Annotated in this window: 19 protein-coding genes; all 19 read right to left on the bottom strand. The window is 43.0% G+C overall.

What is annotated here, in order from left to right; translation table 11 throughout:
- Positions 1–34: 34 nt before the first annotated feature.
- Positions 35–1,078: a major capsid protein gene (locus tag MKX34_RS11745; protein WP_076296342.1), complete on the bottom strand. Its 1,044-nt coding sequence runs from the start codon at positions 1,076–1,078 to the stop codon at positions 35–37.
- 15 nt (positions 1,079–1,093) lie between these two features.
- Positions 1,094–1,462, bottom strand: coding sequence for a hypothetical protein (locus MKX34_RS11740; RefSeq protein ID WP_076296341.1), 369 nt, complete (start codon positions 1,460–1,462; stop codon positions 1,094–1,096).
- Between the two features lie 15 nt (positions 1,463–1,477).
- Entirely contained in the window at positions 1,478–2,119 is a 642-nt protein-coding gene (locus MKX34_RS11735; RefSeq protein ID WP_076296340.1) for a phage scaffolding protein, read from the bottom strand.
- A gap of 143 nt (positions 2,120–2,262) precedes the next feature.
- Positions 2,263–2,511 carry a hypothetical protein gene (locus MKX34_RS11730; RefSeq protein WP_143763715.1) on the bottom strand — a complete coding sequence of 83 codons (249 nt, stop codon included), beginning with the start codon at positions 2,509–2,511 and terminating at the stop codon, positions 2,263–2,265.
- A 5-nt stretch (positions 2,512–2,516) separates the two neighbouring features.
- Entirely contained in the window at positions 2,517–4,277 is a 1,761-nt protein-coding gene (locus tag MKX34_RS11725; protein ID WP_076296338.1) for a minor capsid protein, read from the bottom strand.
- Complete coding sequence (locus tag MKX34_RS11720) at positions 4,274–5,779, bottom strand: phage portal protein (RefSeq protein WP_256717603.1); 1,506 nt, start codon at positions 5,777–5,779, stop codon at positions 4,274–4,276. Before MKX34_RS11720 ends, MKX34_RS11725 begins: the two co-directional genes overlap by 4 nt.
- 20 nt (positions 5,780–5,799) lie before the next feature.
- Positions 5,800–7,044, bottom strand: coding sequence for a PBSX family phage terminase large subunit (locus tag MKX34_RS11715; protein ID WP_218642112.1), 1,245 nt, complete (start codon positions 7,042–7,044; stop codon positions 5,800–5,802).
- A complete protein-coding gene (locus MKX34_RS11710) occupies positions 7,037–7,897 on the bottom strand; it encodes a terminase small subunit (RefSeq protein ID WP_076296336.1) in 861 nt (286 codons plus the stop codon). The genes MKX34_RS11715 and MKX34_RS11710 overlap by 8 nt, the downstream gene beginning before the upstream one ends.
- 51 nt (positions 7,898–7,948) lie before the next feature.
- Positions 7,949–8,260, bottom strand: a complete 312-nt coding sequence (locus tag MKX34_RS11705; RefSeq protein WP_076296335.1) for a hypothetical protein — start codon at positions 8,258–8,260, stop codon at positions 7,949–7,951.
- A 158-nt stretch (positions 8,261–8,418) separates the two neighbouring features.
- Positions 8,419–8,835: a hypothetical protein gene (locus MKX34_RS11700; protein ID WP_076296334.1), complete on the bottom strand. Its 417-nt coding sequence runs from the start codon at positions 8,833–8,835 to the stop codon at positions 8,419–8,421.
- Between the two features lie 325 nt (positions 8,836–9,160).
- Positions 9,161–10,306: a DUF3800 domain-containing protein gene (locus MKX34_RS11695; protein ID WP_076296333.1), complete on the bottom strand. Its 1,146-nt coding sequence runs from the start codon at positions 10,304–10,306 to the stop codon at positions 9,161–9,163.
- A gap of 152 nt (positions 10,307–10,458) precedes the next feature.
- Positions 10,459–10,980 carry a sigma-70 family RNA polymerase sigma factor gene (locus MKX34_RS11690; protein WP_305953651.1) on the bottom strand — a complete coding sequence of 174 codons (522 nt, stop codon included), beginning with the start codon at positions 10,978–10,980 and terminating at the stop codon, positions 10,459–10,461.
- 44 nt (positions 10,981–11,024) lie between these two features.
- Positions 11,025–11,246 (bottom strand): hypothetical protein, encoded by a 222-nt coding sequence (locus MKX34_RS11685; RefSeq protein WP_076296331.1) that lies wholly within the window; start codon positions 11,244–11,246, stop codon positions 11,025–11,027.
- Between the two features lie 340 nt (positions 11,247–11,586).
- Positions 11,587–11,880, bottom strand: a complete 294-nt coding sequence (locus MKX34_RS11680; protein ID WP_076296329.1) for a hypothetical protein — start codon at positions 11,878–11,880, stop codon at positions 11,587–11,589.
- A 53-nt stretch (positions 11,881–11,933) separates the two neighbouring features.
- A complete protein-coding gene (locus tag MKX34_RS11675) occupies positions 11,934–12,125 on the bottom strand; it encodes a hypothetical protein (protein WP_076296328.1) in 192 nt (63 codons plus the stop codon).
- Positions 12,094–12,597 carry a hypothetical protein gene (locus tag MKX34_RS11670; RefSeq protein ID WP_076296327.1) on the bottom strand — a complete coding sequence of 168 codons (504 nt, stop codon included), beginning with the start codon at positions 12,595–12,597 and terminating at the stop codon, positions 12,094–12,096. Before MKX34_RS11670 ends, MKX34_RS11675 begins: the two co-directional genes overlap by 32 nt.
- A complete protein-coding gene (locus tag MKX34_RS11665) occupies positions 12,594–12,728 on the bottom strand; it encodes a hypothetical protein (RefSeq protein WP_256717602.1) in 135 nt (44 codons plus the stop codon). The genes MKX34_RS11670 and MKX34_RS11665 overlap by 4 nt, the downstream gene beginning before the upstream one ends.
- 62 nt (positions 12,729–12,790) lie before the next feature.
- The gene (locus tag MKX34_RS11660; RefSeq protein WP_076296326.1) at positions 12,791–13,063 is read right to left on the bottom strand and encodes a hypothetical protein; all 273 of its coding nucleotides are present in this window, start codon (positions 13,061–13,063) and stop codon (positions 12,791–12,793) included.
- Between the two features lie 110 nt (positions 13,064–13,173).
- A complete protein-coding gene (locus MKX34_RS11655) occupies positions 13,174–13,944 on the bottom strand; it encodes a DNA cytosine methyltransferase (RefSeq protein ID WP_076296325.1) in 771 nt (256 codons plus the stop codon).
- Between the last annotated feature and the right edge of the window lie 7 nt (positions 13,945–13,951).

Genomic DNA, 13,951 nt, shown 5'->3' with positions numbered 1-13,951 from the left:
TTCAAAATAAATAGGAGAGGCAAAAGCCCCTACATTAAGCCACTTTAGCAATGAAGATACGTTCGATTTGTTCGAATGATGGCAGGACGATTTCGGAAACAATTGTTTCAACATTTACAGGATGACTCTCCTTGATAGCGGTGATAGCTACGCCTGTATTTACAATCTGTACCTGTGCATCAGTGCCGCCACTCATTAAGTCAGCTTCTTCCGGAGTTGTACCGTACCATGTGGTACCCAAGTTTCCATCTGGAATGAGTGTAAAGTAATCATCTGGATAGAACAGGTGACTGGAACCATCCAAAAGTCCGTATTTCTTGTTGTACACCGCAATGGAGATGCCTAACTTGTTCTGCAGATACTGCTTCATCAATGAATCTGTCATAATGATGTTCATTCCGCCCAGTGGGTTCATATCGAGTCTAATTGCAGTATTCTTCATAATGTAGTTCCATGTTTTGAGGCTGCAGATACCCTTGGTCGGTTTAGAACCTGTCTCATCCTCTACAAGGTCCTGCCAAGTTTTGATATCTCCTACAATATCCGCACCCGGATCATCCCACTTGTCCGCGCCTGTCAGTGTAACTTTATGAGTCGCTGGCATTTTGTAATCATAATCATAAGGCATACGGTTAGCTGAAATATGAATTTCCCCAGTAGAAAGCAGCTGCATAATCATCCGTTCAGGTACCACTTGCGCTCCGCTTACCAACGTCGTTGCATCATCGAAGATTTTACGGATAACTTCGTTGTAATATGCTTCGTTATTTGTCTCTAATAACCGCAGCAAATCCTGACGATCTTTTTCACCGACTCTCATCGACTCACGGAAGAATGGCATTTCTTCTTGGACATCCTTCAAACCGATACGGTCACGAACTGTAGCCTTCGTATCGAATGCTGAGGGAGCCAGAGACACTGGCAACCCGCCTGCTCCTTTAATCCACTTAAGATCAAGCCCCAGCTTCTTTCTAGCAGGAAAGAGTGTCGCTCCAAGATACGGAATTGAGTTAGATGTTGTTTCAGTATAGTAGGCTCCGATTGCTTTCGGGTTAACCAACTCGAAAATAGTAGGCATTGTTTTTCCCCTCTCTTATTTCAAGAATGTGATCTGCTTCAGGGCAGCGATTTCTTCAGCTGTCGGAGCAGTCGGAATTTTTGTAACGTCAACAAAACCATGAATCATCAAAGCACCAGGTGCTGGCCCATAAGTTACATCAACATCCTGAAATAGGACGCCCTCAGCATTGGATACACCTGTTGTGGTGACGGCCTTCTTCGCCTTTTTAGTCAGATCCACCAGAATTCCATTACCGATGATTGTCCCGCCTGGCACAATTTTTCTACCTTCTGCATTTGCTGTGACCCCGGTGTCATCCACTGTCACGGCCAAGTTGACATAGTGATCAGGAAATTTAAGAATCGTCTTCCGATTTCCGTACGTATTTTCTGTAAATCTCATATTCAATCTTCCTCCTTATTCAAAATAAGATTTTTGAGCTTGCTGCATGGAATCACTCTGCTTATTGGAAGCAGCAAGGTTCTTCGCAAATTCTGTAGACTCGTCTGGCTTTCCTCCGCTACCACTAGGTTTACCATCTGTTGGTGTCGTACCTTTGAAGGCTGGCGGCTTGCTTTCCTGTTTTTCCGCAAACAAAAAGCCCTTGCTCTCCCGCAGGGCTTTTACCTGGTCTTCCAGCCCTCCCTTTACGGCGCCGCTGTCATCCAGTTCAATCTTTGTTTTGTCAATTGCTCCTAGTGCCATATCAAGTGCGTTCTCATGCACATCACCAGCTAGTGCCAACTTCAGAGCCGTGCTCAGCTGTAGGTCCTTCACCTGGGTATCGTAATCAGCTTTGGCCGTTTTGTTCGCTTCCTGTAACGTCTCAATTTGCTTTTTTAACGTTTCATTATCACCGGCTGACTTTCTCACCTCTTCCAATTGCCCGGAAATTGTATCTCGATCCTTTTCAGCCTGCTTCTTGGCCTCCGAGACATCGTTATACTGTGACTTCGGAACAAAATGCTTCGGCAGTTCCTTGCCAGCATCACCAACAATAGAATCAACCTTCGTATCGTCCAGCCCTGCTGCCTTCAAAATTACTTTTAACCAATCCATCTATCATCTACCTCCATAGATTTGTATAGCTGCTCTCCAGCTTAGGGAGTGAACCGATATGCTCCGGATCATGAGCAAATAGGCCGTTGGTAGTCTCACCCACGGCCCAATATAAAAAGCACCCTCGCATATTGGAGAGTGCTTCATATACCATATTTCTGTTTGATTAGTACCCATTTCATAGCTTCTTCACGATTTAACCGCCGTTCGTCCGCTGCATTAGCATCCAGGACACCTACTAGCTGTTTTGGCAGCTTATCACGCTTCTGAAGATACTCATACCTAACGGCGCTGATCTCGTCCACCAAAGCGTCAAATCGTTCGCCTAGCTTTTCACGTTGCGGGGCAAACAGTTCAGCGATAGCCGCTCTATTCTCTTCTTTAGTTCGCAAGATCATCACTCCTTTGTATATTGTAGCGATTCAAGAAGCATTACTAGCTGTTCCATGGTTAGGTGCTTTTCGTCATAACCTGTGAGTGCCTGCTCAATAGTAAGCAATGCAAGATACGAATCTTCTGCTTTATCAAGTAAACGGTTAATCTCATCTGTACTCAGGTTTATTGGGGCTGACTTCTTCAGGATGTACGTGCTACCTGAATCAACTGCTCTCAACTCCTTGATTCCATTCTTTATGAATGCTAGGACATCATCCCGACTAAATGATCCTCCGGGTTCCCCATCCACTGTAGGGTGGTTATGGGTGACGATGCTCTTTTTAAGTACTTCAGGTGGTTTGATCTTGGTAATATCGACAGATGCCTTATCACCCTTAACATGGATAACCTCACCTTCTTTAGTGAGAGCAATAGCATGTTCTTCTGGTGCATTCCTAATAGCTTGCTCAGCATCCTTTACATAGTTGCGGACGATATCAGGTTTAGACAGATCGATATTACCTAGTTTACGCGGAATGTCTGGCTGCAGCTTCGGTAGATCCATCTTACTGAGATTAATCAGCGGTGGTGCAGTCTTTCCGGTTTCATCATACCATTTCTCTGGTTCCAGGGTATAGATGCTTTTCTCAGGAATTGGAATATCACTTGTTGGCCCACCTGGAATTTCAATAGTAGGTAATGGAGTTTCAGGTGTCTTCTTGGATGGCACCTCCACGGTAACCGTATCAGAGGCTTCAGGAGCATATTTCTTTTCCCACTCTGGATATGTTATGTCCTCTGGCACTTCGTATGTCTTACCGTCCTCATCCCGAGCTACCCTCTCTTTGATGTTGTCATCATAATGAGGTATGGTGGTTGATCGGCAGTAACCATGCATAGGTGGGTAATTGACGTTAACCTGAGCATCTTCAACATCAAATACTTTACCATCTAGATCTCGGCAAGTAATGGATGTACGGCTATCTAGTGTGGCAGTGTAGCGGTAGTGCTCTACTCCAAGTTCTTTGTAGCCGGCTATACGAGACTGACCAGCGAAGTATGCTGATTCCGTCAGTATTAACCGCTCTGCATTCTTCCGTGACACATCGAAGTGTTTCATAAGCTGCTCTATCATTTGCTTAGAGGTATCACCACTAATAAGCCCCTGACTAAATATGTTACGAAGCGTTCCAGTCAGTTTGACACGATCAGTCCATATACGTTGCGAAAAGTTGCTACCGTCTGGCGCCCATGGAGCAGATAGAATAGCTTCAAGCTGCCGCTTATCTATCTTAGAGAATGATGCTCCTATACCGATACCCTTTTCCAGTTCAAAAACACTTCGATAGTAACCATCCTTGTAGACGTTACCTAATAGTTCTGTTGTACCTGTCAAACGCTTAGCTGACAATACCTCGATATGTTGCTTCATCTGCAATTGGATGGACTCTAAGCGGGTAACACGTACCCTTATGCTGGCATTCTCTAGTTCCTTCATCCACCGCTGATCTATGGCGTTTTCTTTACCACGAGCAATGTAATCCTCAACGGTCCATTTGAATTCTTTGAGCTCGCCTGCTTTGAGAACTTGTTTAGCAGCGGATAAACTAACAATCCCGTTATTATCTGCGAACCGCTGATAGAAATTATTAACGTCCATCTGGATGGATATCTGAGCCTTGCGGTATTCCTTATTCATCGCCTTCGTAAATGGAATACCTTTATCTAGCAGTGATTCATTCAACTGCTCCATTCGCTTTGACCAGTAAGCTTCTGATCTCATTTCTCATCATCTTCTTCCGGCTTAGCATTGCCTTTAGAATCTCCCTGAAGTCCGTAATCCTCCATATCTTTCAGCGCTGCCTTTTCTTCATCAGCTTTGCGCTTAATTTCCTCCTTGGTATTTGTCACCCATGGATGGTTAACAAGTATGGTTTCATCGGAGACTATACCAACGCTGTTTTTAGCGTCAGTAATAACCTGGGACTCATTAATGACGATATCCCGATTAAACAGGAAATTTACAGTTTCCTCAGAAAAATCAATACTAGTGGTGTTCGCAAGATGAGTATTAACGAACCACAGCAACTGTTCAAGCGCTGCCTGGAATTCATTTTCGATATCATTGGCATCCATATCTAAATCAGCATATAGGAATTTCAAAGCTTCCCCGCTCGGTGCTGTTGCAAATGAATCCGCTTGTGTATCTACCCCGCGACCGAATTCATATATATCAGACCGGGTCATCTCCGTATGGAGCTTGTAAGCCTCAGTGTTGATATTGACATCCATAGTTTCGACATCAGCGCCATCTTCTGCAGTTACCTTAACAGATCTATAAATCATTAAGTTTGTCCGGAACTCACCAAGATCAGTTCCATCATATCCCTTAAGTTTAAATATGCTGTTGGGAATGTCTTCTAAGTTATTGCTGTTATCAGACTTGCTTCTATCATAGTCATCTATCAGCGATTTAAGTAAGCTGATCAGCGGTAACTCGTCCTCATTGTATTTAAAGCAAATGAAAGGGATGCGCTCCCAGTTTAAGGCATGTTCAGCTTTTTCAATCCCGTCTATAGCAGCAAAATGACTGCTGGATTCACCCAATTCTACATCCGGTATCAGTCCGCTTGTTGTCGGTACCGCTAAACTACCCGTACCGATCACATAGCGGTTAACGCCTTTAGAGTGCCAGAATTCAACCTTTTGGATAGTTGTTTTCTTTTTCCCCTCATATTCGTCAACCTCATATACGCGGATAATCGCATCTAGTTCGGTATGAGCGGCGTCTTTCCATAGTGGTATGATTTCTTCAGAAGGCAGCTTCTTAAACCGGAAACGGCCTTCTTCGTCGTAATAAACATGCAACCAAGCGCGGCCCTTCTTGCTACTTTCTTTCAACAAGCTTTTTAAGAGTCGTTTAAACCCTTTATCAAATATTCCTGTCAAAAGTTCATCATAAACTTTGTTTTTTGTCTGGATGCTCATTTCCTTACTCAGCAGATAGCCAGCTTTCTGGTCAATAAGCTTCCGCAAGAATCCATGGACGATCTTGTTATTAGCTAGGTTTTTAGCTTCTATTAGCGCCCCGCCTTCTCCAATGGTCATTCGCTTACGTTCTAAGATATCTGCCTTATTCCGATAGTAGCGTTCACCAGCAAGCATATCCCTACGTTCCTGAGAAGATAACCAGTCATCGATTTCCTGCTTAATAATTTCTTCGTCTGTCATAGCCGACTTTGCGCCTTTTTCAATGATCTGGATAACCTCTTCTGTTGTACTCAAATAGGTTTCCTCCTCTCCTATTAATCAAATGAGAATGCATCTGGTTTGCGGATTTGTTCCATAGCATAACGCAACGCATCCATAGCATGGTTAAAGTCATCAACTGGCTTTTTCGTGAACTTCCCAGCTTTATTCTGTTCCCATACATAGCTTGATAGTTCTATGCTGACATTCGGGCATTTGAATTTATGAACTATGATTTCATATTGCTGAATGGTCTGAATACCAACCTTAATGCTATCCCCGCCCTTTTCAGCAGCTCTAATCCTACCGATCCCGAAGCCGCGGATTTCAGCAATGGACTTCGGCTCTGAGGAATCCGCAATGATACGCTCCTTAGAGTAGCCTTTTTCTTTCAGCATATCGGCAATATCATCATTCAGCATGCCGTGCTCATAGTGTTCATCGAAGATATACAGCTTCTTCTCCTCTTTGTTGACCAGAGCGCATACAAGAGCGGTAGGGTCATTCGTATAACCAAAGTCGAGTCCAAACACTGCCCTGTAGCCCTTTTGCTTGGCAATAGTTCGGTAATCAAACTCTTCTTCCCGCCAGTCTTCATATATAGCACCCTCAGCGATACCCCAATCTCCGTCACCCTCTACCCTATGACGCTTTGGTTTATGCTTCTTCATCCATTCAAATAGCTTGCGGTCCTCGTCTCCCAGGAACTCATTACAGCGGTATGTTGTAGTATCCACGAATGTATCTGGGTTCTCAGTATCGAAGAAGCGATGTTTCAACCAATGCTTTTCATTCCATGGGTTAAAAGTAATCGTTAGCTGCTTATAATATCCTTCAGGCAGCAGACCACGAATAGACATATCCACCTTATCGAAATCATCTTCGTTAAGGATCTGATAGGCTTCTTCAAACCATGCCCAACACAAATATCCGGTGTCCACCGTAATAGAGGTGATTGACATCGGATCATCTAGGCCACGGAACAATATCTTTTGTCCTGTTGGCTTATATATAGCTTCCAGCGGCACTTTCTTAAATTGCCACTTGTTACCCACTCCTAGCCTATTAGCTGCCCATTTAAGCTGTGCCCAGGTAGAGTCTTTATGAGTATTGAACGTCTTACGCAGAACTAAAGTATTCGCTAAAGGATATTCCATCATCTTTGCAATAATAGATAAAGCGGCTGTAACGCTCTTTTTCGACCCTCGACCGCCTTTGACTACCCGGTAGCGCCCTTTAAAATGCCAAAACTTCGCGTATCCCTTGCCGACGGTCTCCTGTAAGCTGATAACCTTACTCATGGAGATCATCCTTTATGAATACGACCTCGGATTCTACCGTTTTACTGATAGCCGTAACCTCAAGCTGCATCTTCTGAACGCGAAGCTTAGTTTCTTCATCCATATAACCTAGGTACTTCTCCAGTTCCTTCAGTGCTCGCATTTTGTCGTAAAACTTAATGCTCACACCATCTCGGCCCTGCTTCACTTCACTGATCAAAGTTCCATCTACCTCATAAGCTGATTTGAAATGAACAAAGCTGACTGTTTTCGTGACCGGATCGCCCTCTTCATCATAAACAGGACCATCCATTCCTATCACCGGCTCTTCGTTTGTCCCAAAATCCACATAGTCGGTAGTGTCAGCAAACGCAATCTTCAGGTACTCGGCTATGACCCGGTGGACACTCAACCCAAGCTCCGCAGTCATTTGTTCCTTCAAAAGCGTGATCTCCGCCTGAATTTCAGGTTTTCTCAGGTTTTCCCATCCTATGGAATAAGCAGCTCTCTTTGAATAACCGGCAGCTAATGCAGCTCTAGTTGCGTTGAAGTCTCGCATATATTCAAGGACGAACATTCTTTGTTTGTCAGTCAGCTCACCTTCTTCTGGCGGATCGCCCCGAGCTACTTCTTTATTTTGTTTATTGGACTTCTGTTTCTTTTGTTGTACAACACTTTTCTTTTCTTTTGGTTGTTGTACAACGTTATTAGATGATTGTTGTACAACAATCCATTTATCACGCTGCTTCCAGACTGCTACCTTCTTTTCGTCAATGTCCAGTTGCTCAGCTATCTGCCTGTTTGTTATTTCCCCACCGTGTTCACGCCATATCTCTAGTGCGCGGTCACGGTTTGGATCGCGTGCTCTTGGCATTACATTATCACCACCCCCGTATTTAAGACATGAAAAAAGCACCCGAAGGTGCTAATAGGTTTTTTTGTAATTGCTTTTCAAAAATTCTTGAACTGCAGATAAAGTGGACCCGCCATAATCTAAGAAATCAGTATTCTGATCGTATCTCTTTTTATTACGATGTATTTCTTCTCCCGCCATCTTAACCTCTTTCTGGTTAATCTCCACCACCCATTCAAGCGGATGAAGAGTTAAGAATTCATATCTGACTATTAAGCCTAAATCTTCAAGTTGTCCCAAACACTCATTTAAAGCTAAATCAACTTCTTCTGCAAATCTCTGATGCGAGTTGATATTCTGAATGATTTCTTCAGCCCAATTCATACAATCATCTCCCTTTAACATCATATTTCGACATCAAGGATTTTTTTTCCTGCTATCCCATGTACCTTACTTCACCGTCACCTCTGCAGCTTTTGGGGTTTAGATTATGGGCAATATAAAAAGCCACCCTGATTATGGATGGCTTTATGTTTAGAATTTCAAAAGGGTTCATCACCATAAATCTTTTCTAACAGTTCACTTCTTTTCTCAGGAGTTATCGGTTTCAAAGCCTTTGAAAAAGTAACTTTTTTATTCTGGACAACACTTTCATAAAGTGAAAGGATCTGAGAGGTTTCATCAAGTGACCATTCGCCCAGCTTATAATCGTCTAAATCAACGCCATTTTTCTTTGCAATTTCACTAAATAAAAGATTTTTGAATCCATGTTCCTCATACATACTGATAATTCTCATAAGATCTTGGATTCGTTTCTGAGTTGGGTATCCCACATGGTATTTTATAGAAGTATCGTCACGACCGTTAAATTCCTTTGAAGTATCGATTATTATCCAGCCTTCATCCAAGTACTTTTGAATATCGTATGATGTTGCTGTTTCAATTTTCACATAATCCAATGATCATCAACCTCCCATAACCTTAATTCGTTATAAAGGAAAACAAATCCTGCAAATATTTATTAGTTATGGGCCGGGGCCACTCCACTCTCCCTGGCATGACAAGTTTCAGAAGCACAGCAGTACCTGCCCAGTCTTTTTATGCGTTTCTCTTCCGCCACCATAATTGAATTATAACATTGCTGAGCTCAATTCACCGTGAGCTCATCGGTTGGGTTTGTTTCCACACGTCATTTATTATAAGAGTCGAACCATTTATAGGTTCCTCCTATATATAGTGGGCGTTTACTAGACAAATACCGCCTACTCTAAGGCGGCTCACAGTTTATATATAATGAATCATTGCCATATCTTGTTCTTGATTTTTGAGATCGCTTAAATCCAGATTAAGAATATTAAAGACAAACTCTGCAAATTCATCTTTATGATTTTTCACTACGTCTTTAGGTGAGTTTATTGCCCTATTTATGCACCCTGTATATAAGTCAGCGAGCTGAATTAATGTACTCCATTTTGAATCAATCGCGCTGAATGTATTGAGAGTCAAGTTCTTTTTAAAGTATCCCTCAAAGTGTGTGACAAGATGTTGTTCTAATTCATTCATAAAGAGGTTGTCGGCACCAATCTCCTGATCCTTCCAAAAGTTAACCGTTCTGGGCAATGTTATTCTTCCTGAATTAACTTCATGTTGAACACCATGATGGACATGCTGATAATATAGTGCATATATCATCTCATCAATGGATTTAAATTTACTACTGGTTCTATCAAAAACAACTGCCTTCAAACTTAACATATCAGACATTGATATCATTTCTGAGAAAAAATCCTTGTAGTGCTGTAATTGTCCACCTCGCATCTCGGTAAAATGAAACTCTTTAGGCATATTTCTTTCATTCTTTCTTTCTGAACGCCATTCAGCAAAGTGCCTATGTAACGATGCAACCCTATCACTCTCCAAAATCCAAAGACCGCCAATAATCATGTATTTATCGGCGTTACTTTTTCCGCTTTCGTCGGTATAAAGAGTAATACTAGGAGTTCCGGGTTTGGTTGAGAGTTGAATTTCTTTTTCTAATTCTTCCTTATCATTTCTATATCCTTTTATTCTATCATTAGCTTGATACAGCTTATATTCATTTTGAATTTTAGCGCGTGCCCTAGAAATTGATGTATCTCTTGTTAGTTTGAACATCTGATTAACATCCACAGAATTTCCTGTAAACCCTTCGAATATCTCCCAATACTTTATTTTAAGCGCCATATCTGAATTTCTGGTCTCTTCAAACCTATTCAAAATAGAGGCTACTTTTGAAATTAAAGTAGTCAAATTCCCGCTTGCTAAAGCGTTATTAAGGTTACTCATCTCCTTTTGTCGACGTTCCTCTTTCGAGAGCTTCTTTTTTTCATTTTTTTCTGGTGCATCCTCGCTACTCTCTGGTTGTAAATCACCCAAAATATCTTTGCTCATCTTAACCACTCCCGTCGAATAATACTGCATTTAGGACAATAGTAGCATAACATGTTATTTTTTCCTGTTAAACTTTGGAAAATTCATTAAATCCCCATATATAAAAGCTATCAACATATTATCGCTGATAGCTTTTTCCTATATAGTGTAATCTAGATAAAAAACAACGAGTTATCTACTATGTCACTAATCTTTCGTTGGGCTCGCTGCACATATTCACTCACACTCCCGTAAGTAATCCCGAGCATCTTGGCAATCTCAGAATGTGGAAAGCATTGACCATGTGCTAAGGTATAACATTCTCTTTCCCGTTCGCTTAATTGATTAAGGGCATATTCTAATTGGAACCGTTGTTCATCTGAAAGGTTGGCTGGACTTCCCGCCTTCGAATCACTAGCGAAAGCCTGCATTCGTATTGGATCCAGCAATATTTCCCGTTCATAGCCAGCTCGTCGTTCAATTCCACGCTTATTCCCTGGTCTCCGTCCTGAATTCAGCCACTCAATGACAAACTCACAGTCAGATTTCATTCCAGAGATAACCTTTTTATCATCAGCGTCTGCCTTCCTGTATGCTCGCTCCGCGCCTTTGAGGGAGAGTTGATAGTTTAGGGCAGTTGCTGGACCTAAGTCCGTTACCTTTACTACAGGAGCCTTGCTATTGGCGATGTTCATCCTCATTCCCCTTTGTGGTATAATTTGGTCGAGGATAAAAGCTGCTATTGCCCTGATGCGTCAGGGCTTTTTTCTGTATAAATACCTTCCACCAACATAGAAAACATCTTCATGTTTGTACTAATAGGATATGTGTTGTACGTATCTTTGAATCTAACCCAGCTTGGACCCCACTCCAGTACATCTACAGGCTCTCCAGGGCTTGCAGTAAAAATAAATTGTCTATGCCCGTCCGACAATGCTTTTTGAGTGTCCTTGTATCTCATTCTACTGACCTCGCTTTTTAGTGTCTTGTTCCTCTCTTTATGGGGAGCAGAAGTTATGTAAACCTTACCCCGGCCCCCACTTCGTTGGGTCTATTCGGTCGCGTCTCGATGGCCTTCGGCCTGATGATTGCATTTGATGCATTTGAAGCTATACTGCGGTAGGACCTCATCGGACCAAGCAACTGCAGGCTGACCACAAGCGCACCAGAACCGGGTTAAATCGTCCCTCAACTGTACGTGACCGCCCTCACATTGCATTAGCACCACTTCGCCGTGTCCTTGATTTGGAATACCCATCCTCTTCTCCCCCTTATACCTAAATGTGTGGGGTCTCAGCCCCCTAAATGTCACCTGTATCAACGAATCTTTGCAGTATTTCGATTATTTCTTTAGCCTGATCCTGATTAATGTGCATCCTTGTACTCAGCAATACGCCCTCCGGTAAGGCAAACGGAACCCAGCCCGTTCCACCTTGTGGTGTTTGACTTGCCATGATTTGCGGATTGGCATCGCTGACTCCGATCCATATAGCGTCCTCTGTAGCCAAGGAAGATTTCTGTATTGAGCATTTGTCTCCGTATAAATCCTCAAATTCTATAATGTCGAATCCTCTGTTTGTTTTTCCCGGTTTCATTGTCTCAGCCCCCTTATAAGTTCAGTACAGCCAAACCTGCGGCCTCCATTCGTCTATACTTGGACATTCAAGTTTTCCATTTGCTCTATTGCTTTTCCTAAGCTCTCCAACTTCTCAAAGTTATCTTTCGCTTCTGCAATTTGTTTGTCTCTTACTTGGTCAGCGATCAACAAGCGCAGATCATTATAGTTGTCCTTGAGATTATCCAATGTCTCAATCACGTCTTTTAATTTCACTAGGTTCATGGCTGCCCTCCTTGGGTGCTGGGGTATCTGGGTAAAGGGTGGACCTGAATCTCTTATAAACTTCCTCTGCTTGGTCCAAGTCGAGACTTGTTAAGTCACCGCGCTGAATGATTTGGTATAACCCCTCTATAGCCTCGGACGATTCCTCTTTTAGTTGCTTTTCCCGTTCCTCCAGCCGAATTATTTCCTCAGCAAGAAGATATTCTTTTCTATCTGCTTCAGTGCGGATATGACGTATTAATTCGAAACGTGCGCTATTCTCTAATTCTTTTACTCGAGCCTCTGCTGCGTCTGCACGCTTCGAATATTTTCCAGACTCAGCTATTTGTTTTTCATATGCTGATTCTAAGCCGCCATATGCACCCAGCCAGTAGAACAGTGAATCAAGCACATTGTTAAGGTGGATGATGGTATGCTCGTATCTGGCTGTATGTGCCATCTCCATATCCTTTTGCCAGTCCCTTTGTGTCATTGGGCTTCCTCCCCATAAACTGGTTCGAGTCCGATAACCTCAATTTCACCTATCATTTCTTCTTCACTCATTGAATCAAGTACATACGATGGATAATTTGCACCTTCTAGTATTGTTCGGTTAGCACTCATCTCTTATATCCTCCTTGTGGGAGAGGAGGGCTATTAACCCTCTCTGTCCCTGTATCTTCGTACTATTCAGTAACTATCGAATGACCAAGCAGTGACGCAATAGATTTAGCCTGAGAAAGAGTAATTCCGAAATCATCAACAATGCTGTCGTCTTCATCGAGCAAATCAACCACGCAGTCAGGCTCTCCTTTGTTCTCGGAAAATTCCAATTTGATACGGTTAAATGTTTCTCTTGCATACTCCTCCGAAACTCCTTTTAATATCAGCAAAGTTTCAATTTCATTCGCTTGGACATCAATTCTTACAAACTGTAAGCCCCACGTATTTTCATCCATTTTCATTCATCCTCCTTTTACTCTTCCTTTGGGAGAGGAGGGATACTCCTACTCCCTTAATGATCTGGTACGGCCCCCGCGTTGCTGGGTTTATGCTGTCGGACGATGGCCTAACGGCCTAGCGCATCATCTATCGCTTTAATTGCAGCTAGTATCGGATAGATTTGATATGGATTTACTGCGTTTCCTAGTGCGAAACATCGGTCTTTGCGATAAACGTCCAATCTTCCGGGAAGCCCATCAGGTTTTCCATAAACCGGGGGTCCAGATACGTTCCAATCAGTTTTGGGAATCGGTCTCCAACTACGCCTACGAGCATCTTCCCATGCTTCCCATTCTTCTCCGATGGCGCTAATTTTCTGACGCGCTTGTAATCCTGACTCTTCGTTGGAGTGGGCCACAACGAATACGCGGTATCGTTCATGGTCCCCATCAATGGCGATAGCTGGTATATGAAACGGCCTTGCGGTGTAGTTGAGATGTCCCAAGTCAGTAAGCACCGTGTCGAGCCCCATTGTGATGTGCCCACTAACGTTCTCACCAATAAACCAAGGGGGCTGGATTTCATCCAAGATTCGAGCAGTTTCTGGCCAGAGCCATCGGTAATCGAACGCGCCTTCTCTGTCCCCGGCGTAACTTTCACCCTGGCAAGGATATCCGGCGGAAAGAGCTCTAATTGTTCTAGTGTTGATTCCATCTGCTTCTAACCTCGCTTTCGTTAACGTACATACGTCGTCATAGATTGGTTTATCAGGCCAGTGTTTACGCAGTACCTCCTGAGGGAATAGTTCTCTCTCACAGAATGCCACTGTCTGCATACCGGCCCACTCAGCTGCTAAATCAATACCACCAATTCCACTGAACAGGCTTAGCTTTTTCATGTAGCCC

The organism is Paenibacillus sp. FSL R5-0636 (genome assembly GCF_037974255.1).
Taxonomy (GTDB): domain Bacteria; phylum Bacillota; class Bacilli; order Paenibacillales; family Paenibacillaceae; genus Paenibacillus_AQ; species Paenibacillus_AQ odorifer.
The sequence above is the reverse complement of the archived record's forward strand: the minus strand, read 5'-3'. Positions and strand labels throughout refer to the sequence as shown.

Bases quoted from the DNA above. Each gene is read 5' to 3' on its own strand.
- MKX34_RS11655 (WP_076296325.1), bottom strand. From the start codon at position 13,944: ATGAAAAAGCTAAGCCTGTTCAGTGGAATTGGTGGTATTGATTTAGCA.
- MKX34_RS11725 (WP_076296338.1), bottom strand. From the start codon at position 4,277: ATGAGATCAGAAGCTTACTGGTCAAAGCGAATGGAGCAGTTGAATGAA.
- MKX34_RS11740 (WP_076296341.1), bottom strand. From the start codon at position 1,462: ATGAGATTTACAGAAAATACGTACGGAAATCGGAAGACGATTCTTAAA.
- MKX34_RS11665 (WP_256717602.1), bottom strand. From the start codon at position 12,728: ATGAGTGCTAACCGAACAATACTAGAAGGTGCAAATTATCCATCGTAT.
- MKX34_RS11680 (WP_076296329.1), bottom strand. From the start codon at position 11,880: ATGAAACCGGGAAAAACAAACAGAGGATTCGACATTATAGAATTTGAG.
- MKX34_RS11670 (WP_076296327.1), bottom strand. From the start codon at position 12,597: ATGACACAAAGGGACTGGCAAAAGGATATGGAGATGGCACATACAGCC.
- MKX34_RS11705 (WP_076296335.1), bottom strand. From the start codon at position 8,260: ATGAATTGGGCTGAAGAAATCATTCAGAATATCAACTCGCATCAGAGA.
- MKX34_RS11685 (WP_076296331.1), bottom strand. From the start codon at position 11,246: ATGAGATACAAGGACACTCAAAAAGCATTGTCGGACGGGCATAGACAA.
- MKX34_RS11710 (WP_076296336.1), bottom strand. From the start codon at position 7,897: ATGCCAAGAGCACGCGATCCAAACCGTGACCGCGCACTAGAGATATGG.
- MKX34_RS11735 (WP_076296340.1), bottom strand. From the start codon at position 2,119: ATGGATTGGTTAAAAGTAATTTTGAAGGCAGCAGGGCTGGACGATACG.
- MKX34_RS11675 (WP_076296328.1), bottom strand. From the start codon at position 12,125: ATGAACCTAGTGAAATTAAAAGACGTGATTGAGACATTGGATAATCTC.
- MKX34_RS11690 (WP_305953651.1), bottom strand. From the start codon at position 10,980: ATGAACATCGCCAATAGCAAGGCTCCTGTAGTAAAGGTAACGGACTTA.
- MKX34_RS11695 (WP_076296333.1), bottom strand. From the start codon at position 10,306: ATGAGCAAAGATATTTTGGGTGATTTACAACCAGAGAGTAGCGAGGAT.
- MKX34_RS11660 (WP_076296326.1), bottom strand. From the start codon at position 13,063: ATGGATGAAAATACGTGGGGCTTACAGTTTGTAAGAATTGATGTCCAA.
- MKX34_RS11715 (WP_218642112.1), bottom strand. From the start codon at position 7,044: ATGAGTAAGGTTATCAGCTTACAGGAGACCGTCGGCAAGGGATACGCG.
- MKX34_RS11745 (WP_076296342.1), bottom strand. From the start codon at position 1,078: ATGCCTACTATTTTCGAGTTGGTTAACCCGAAAGCAATCGGAGCCTAC.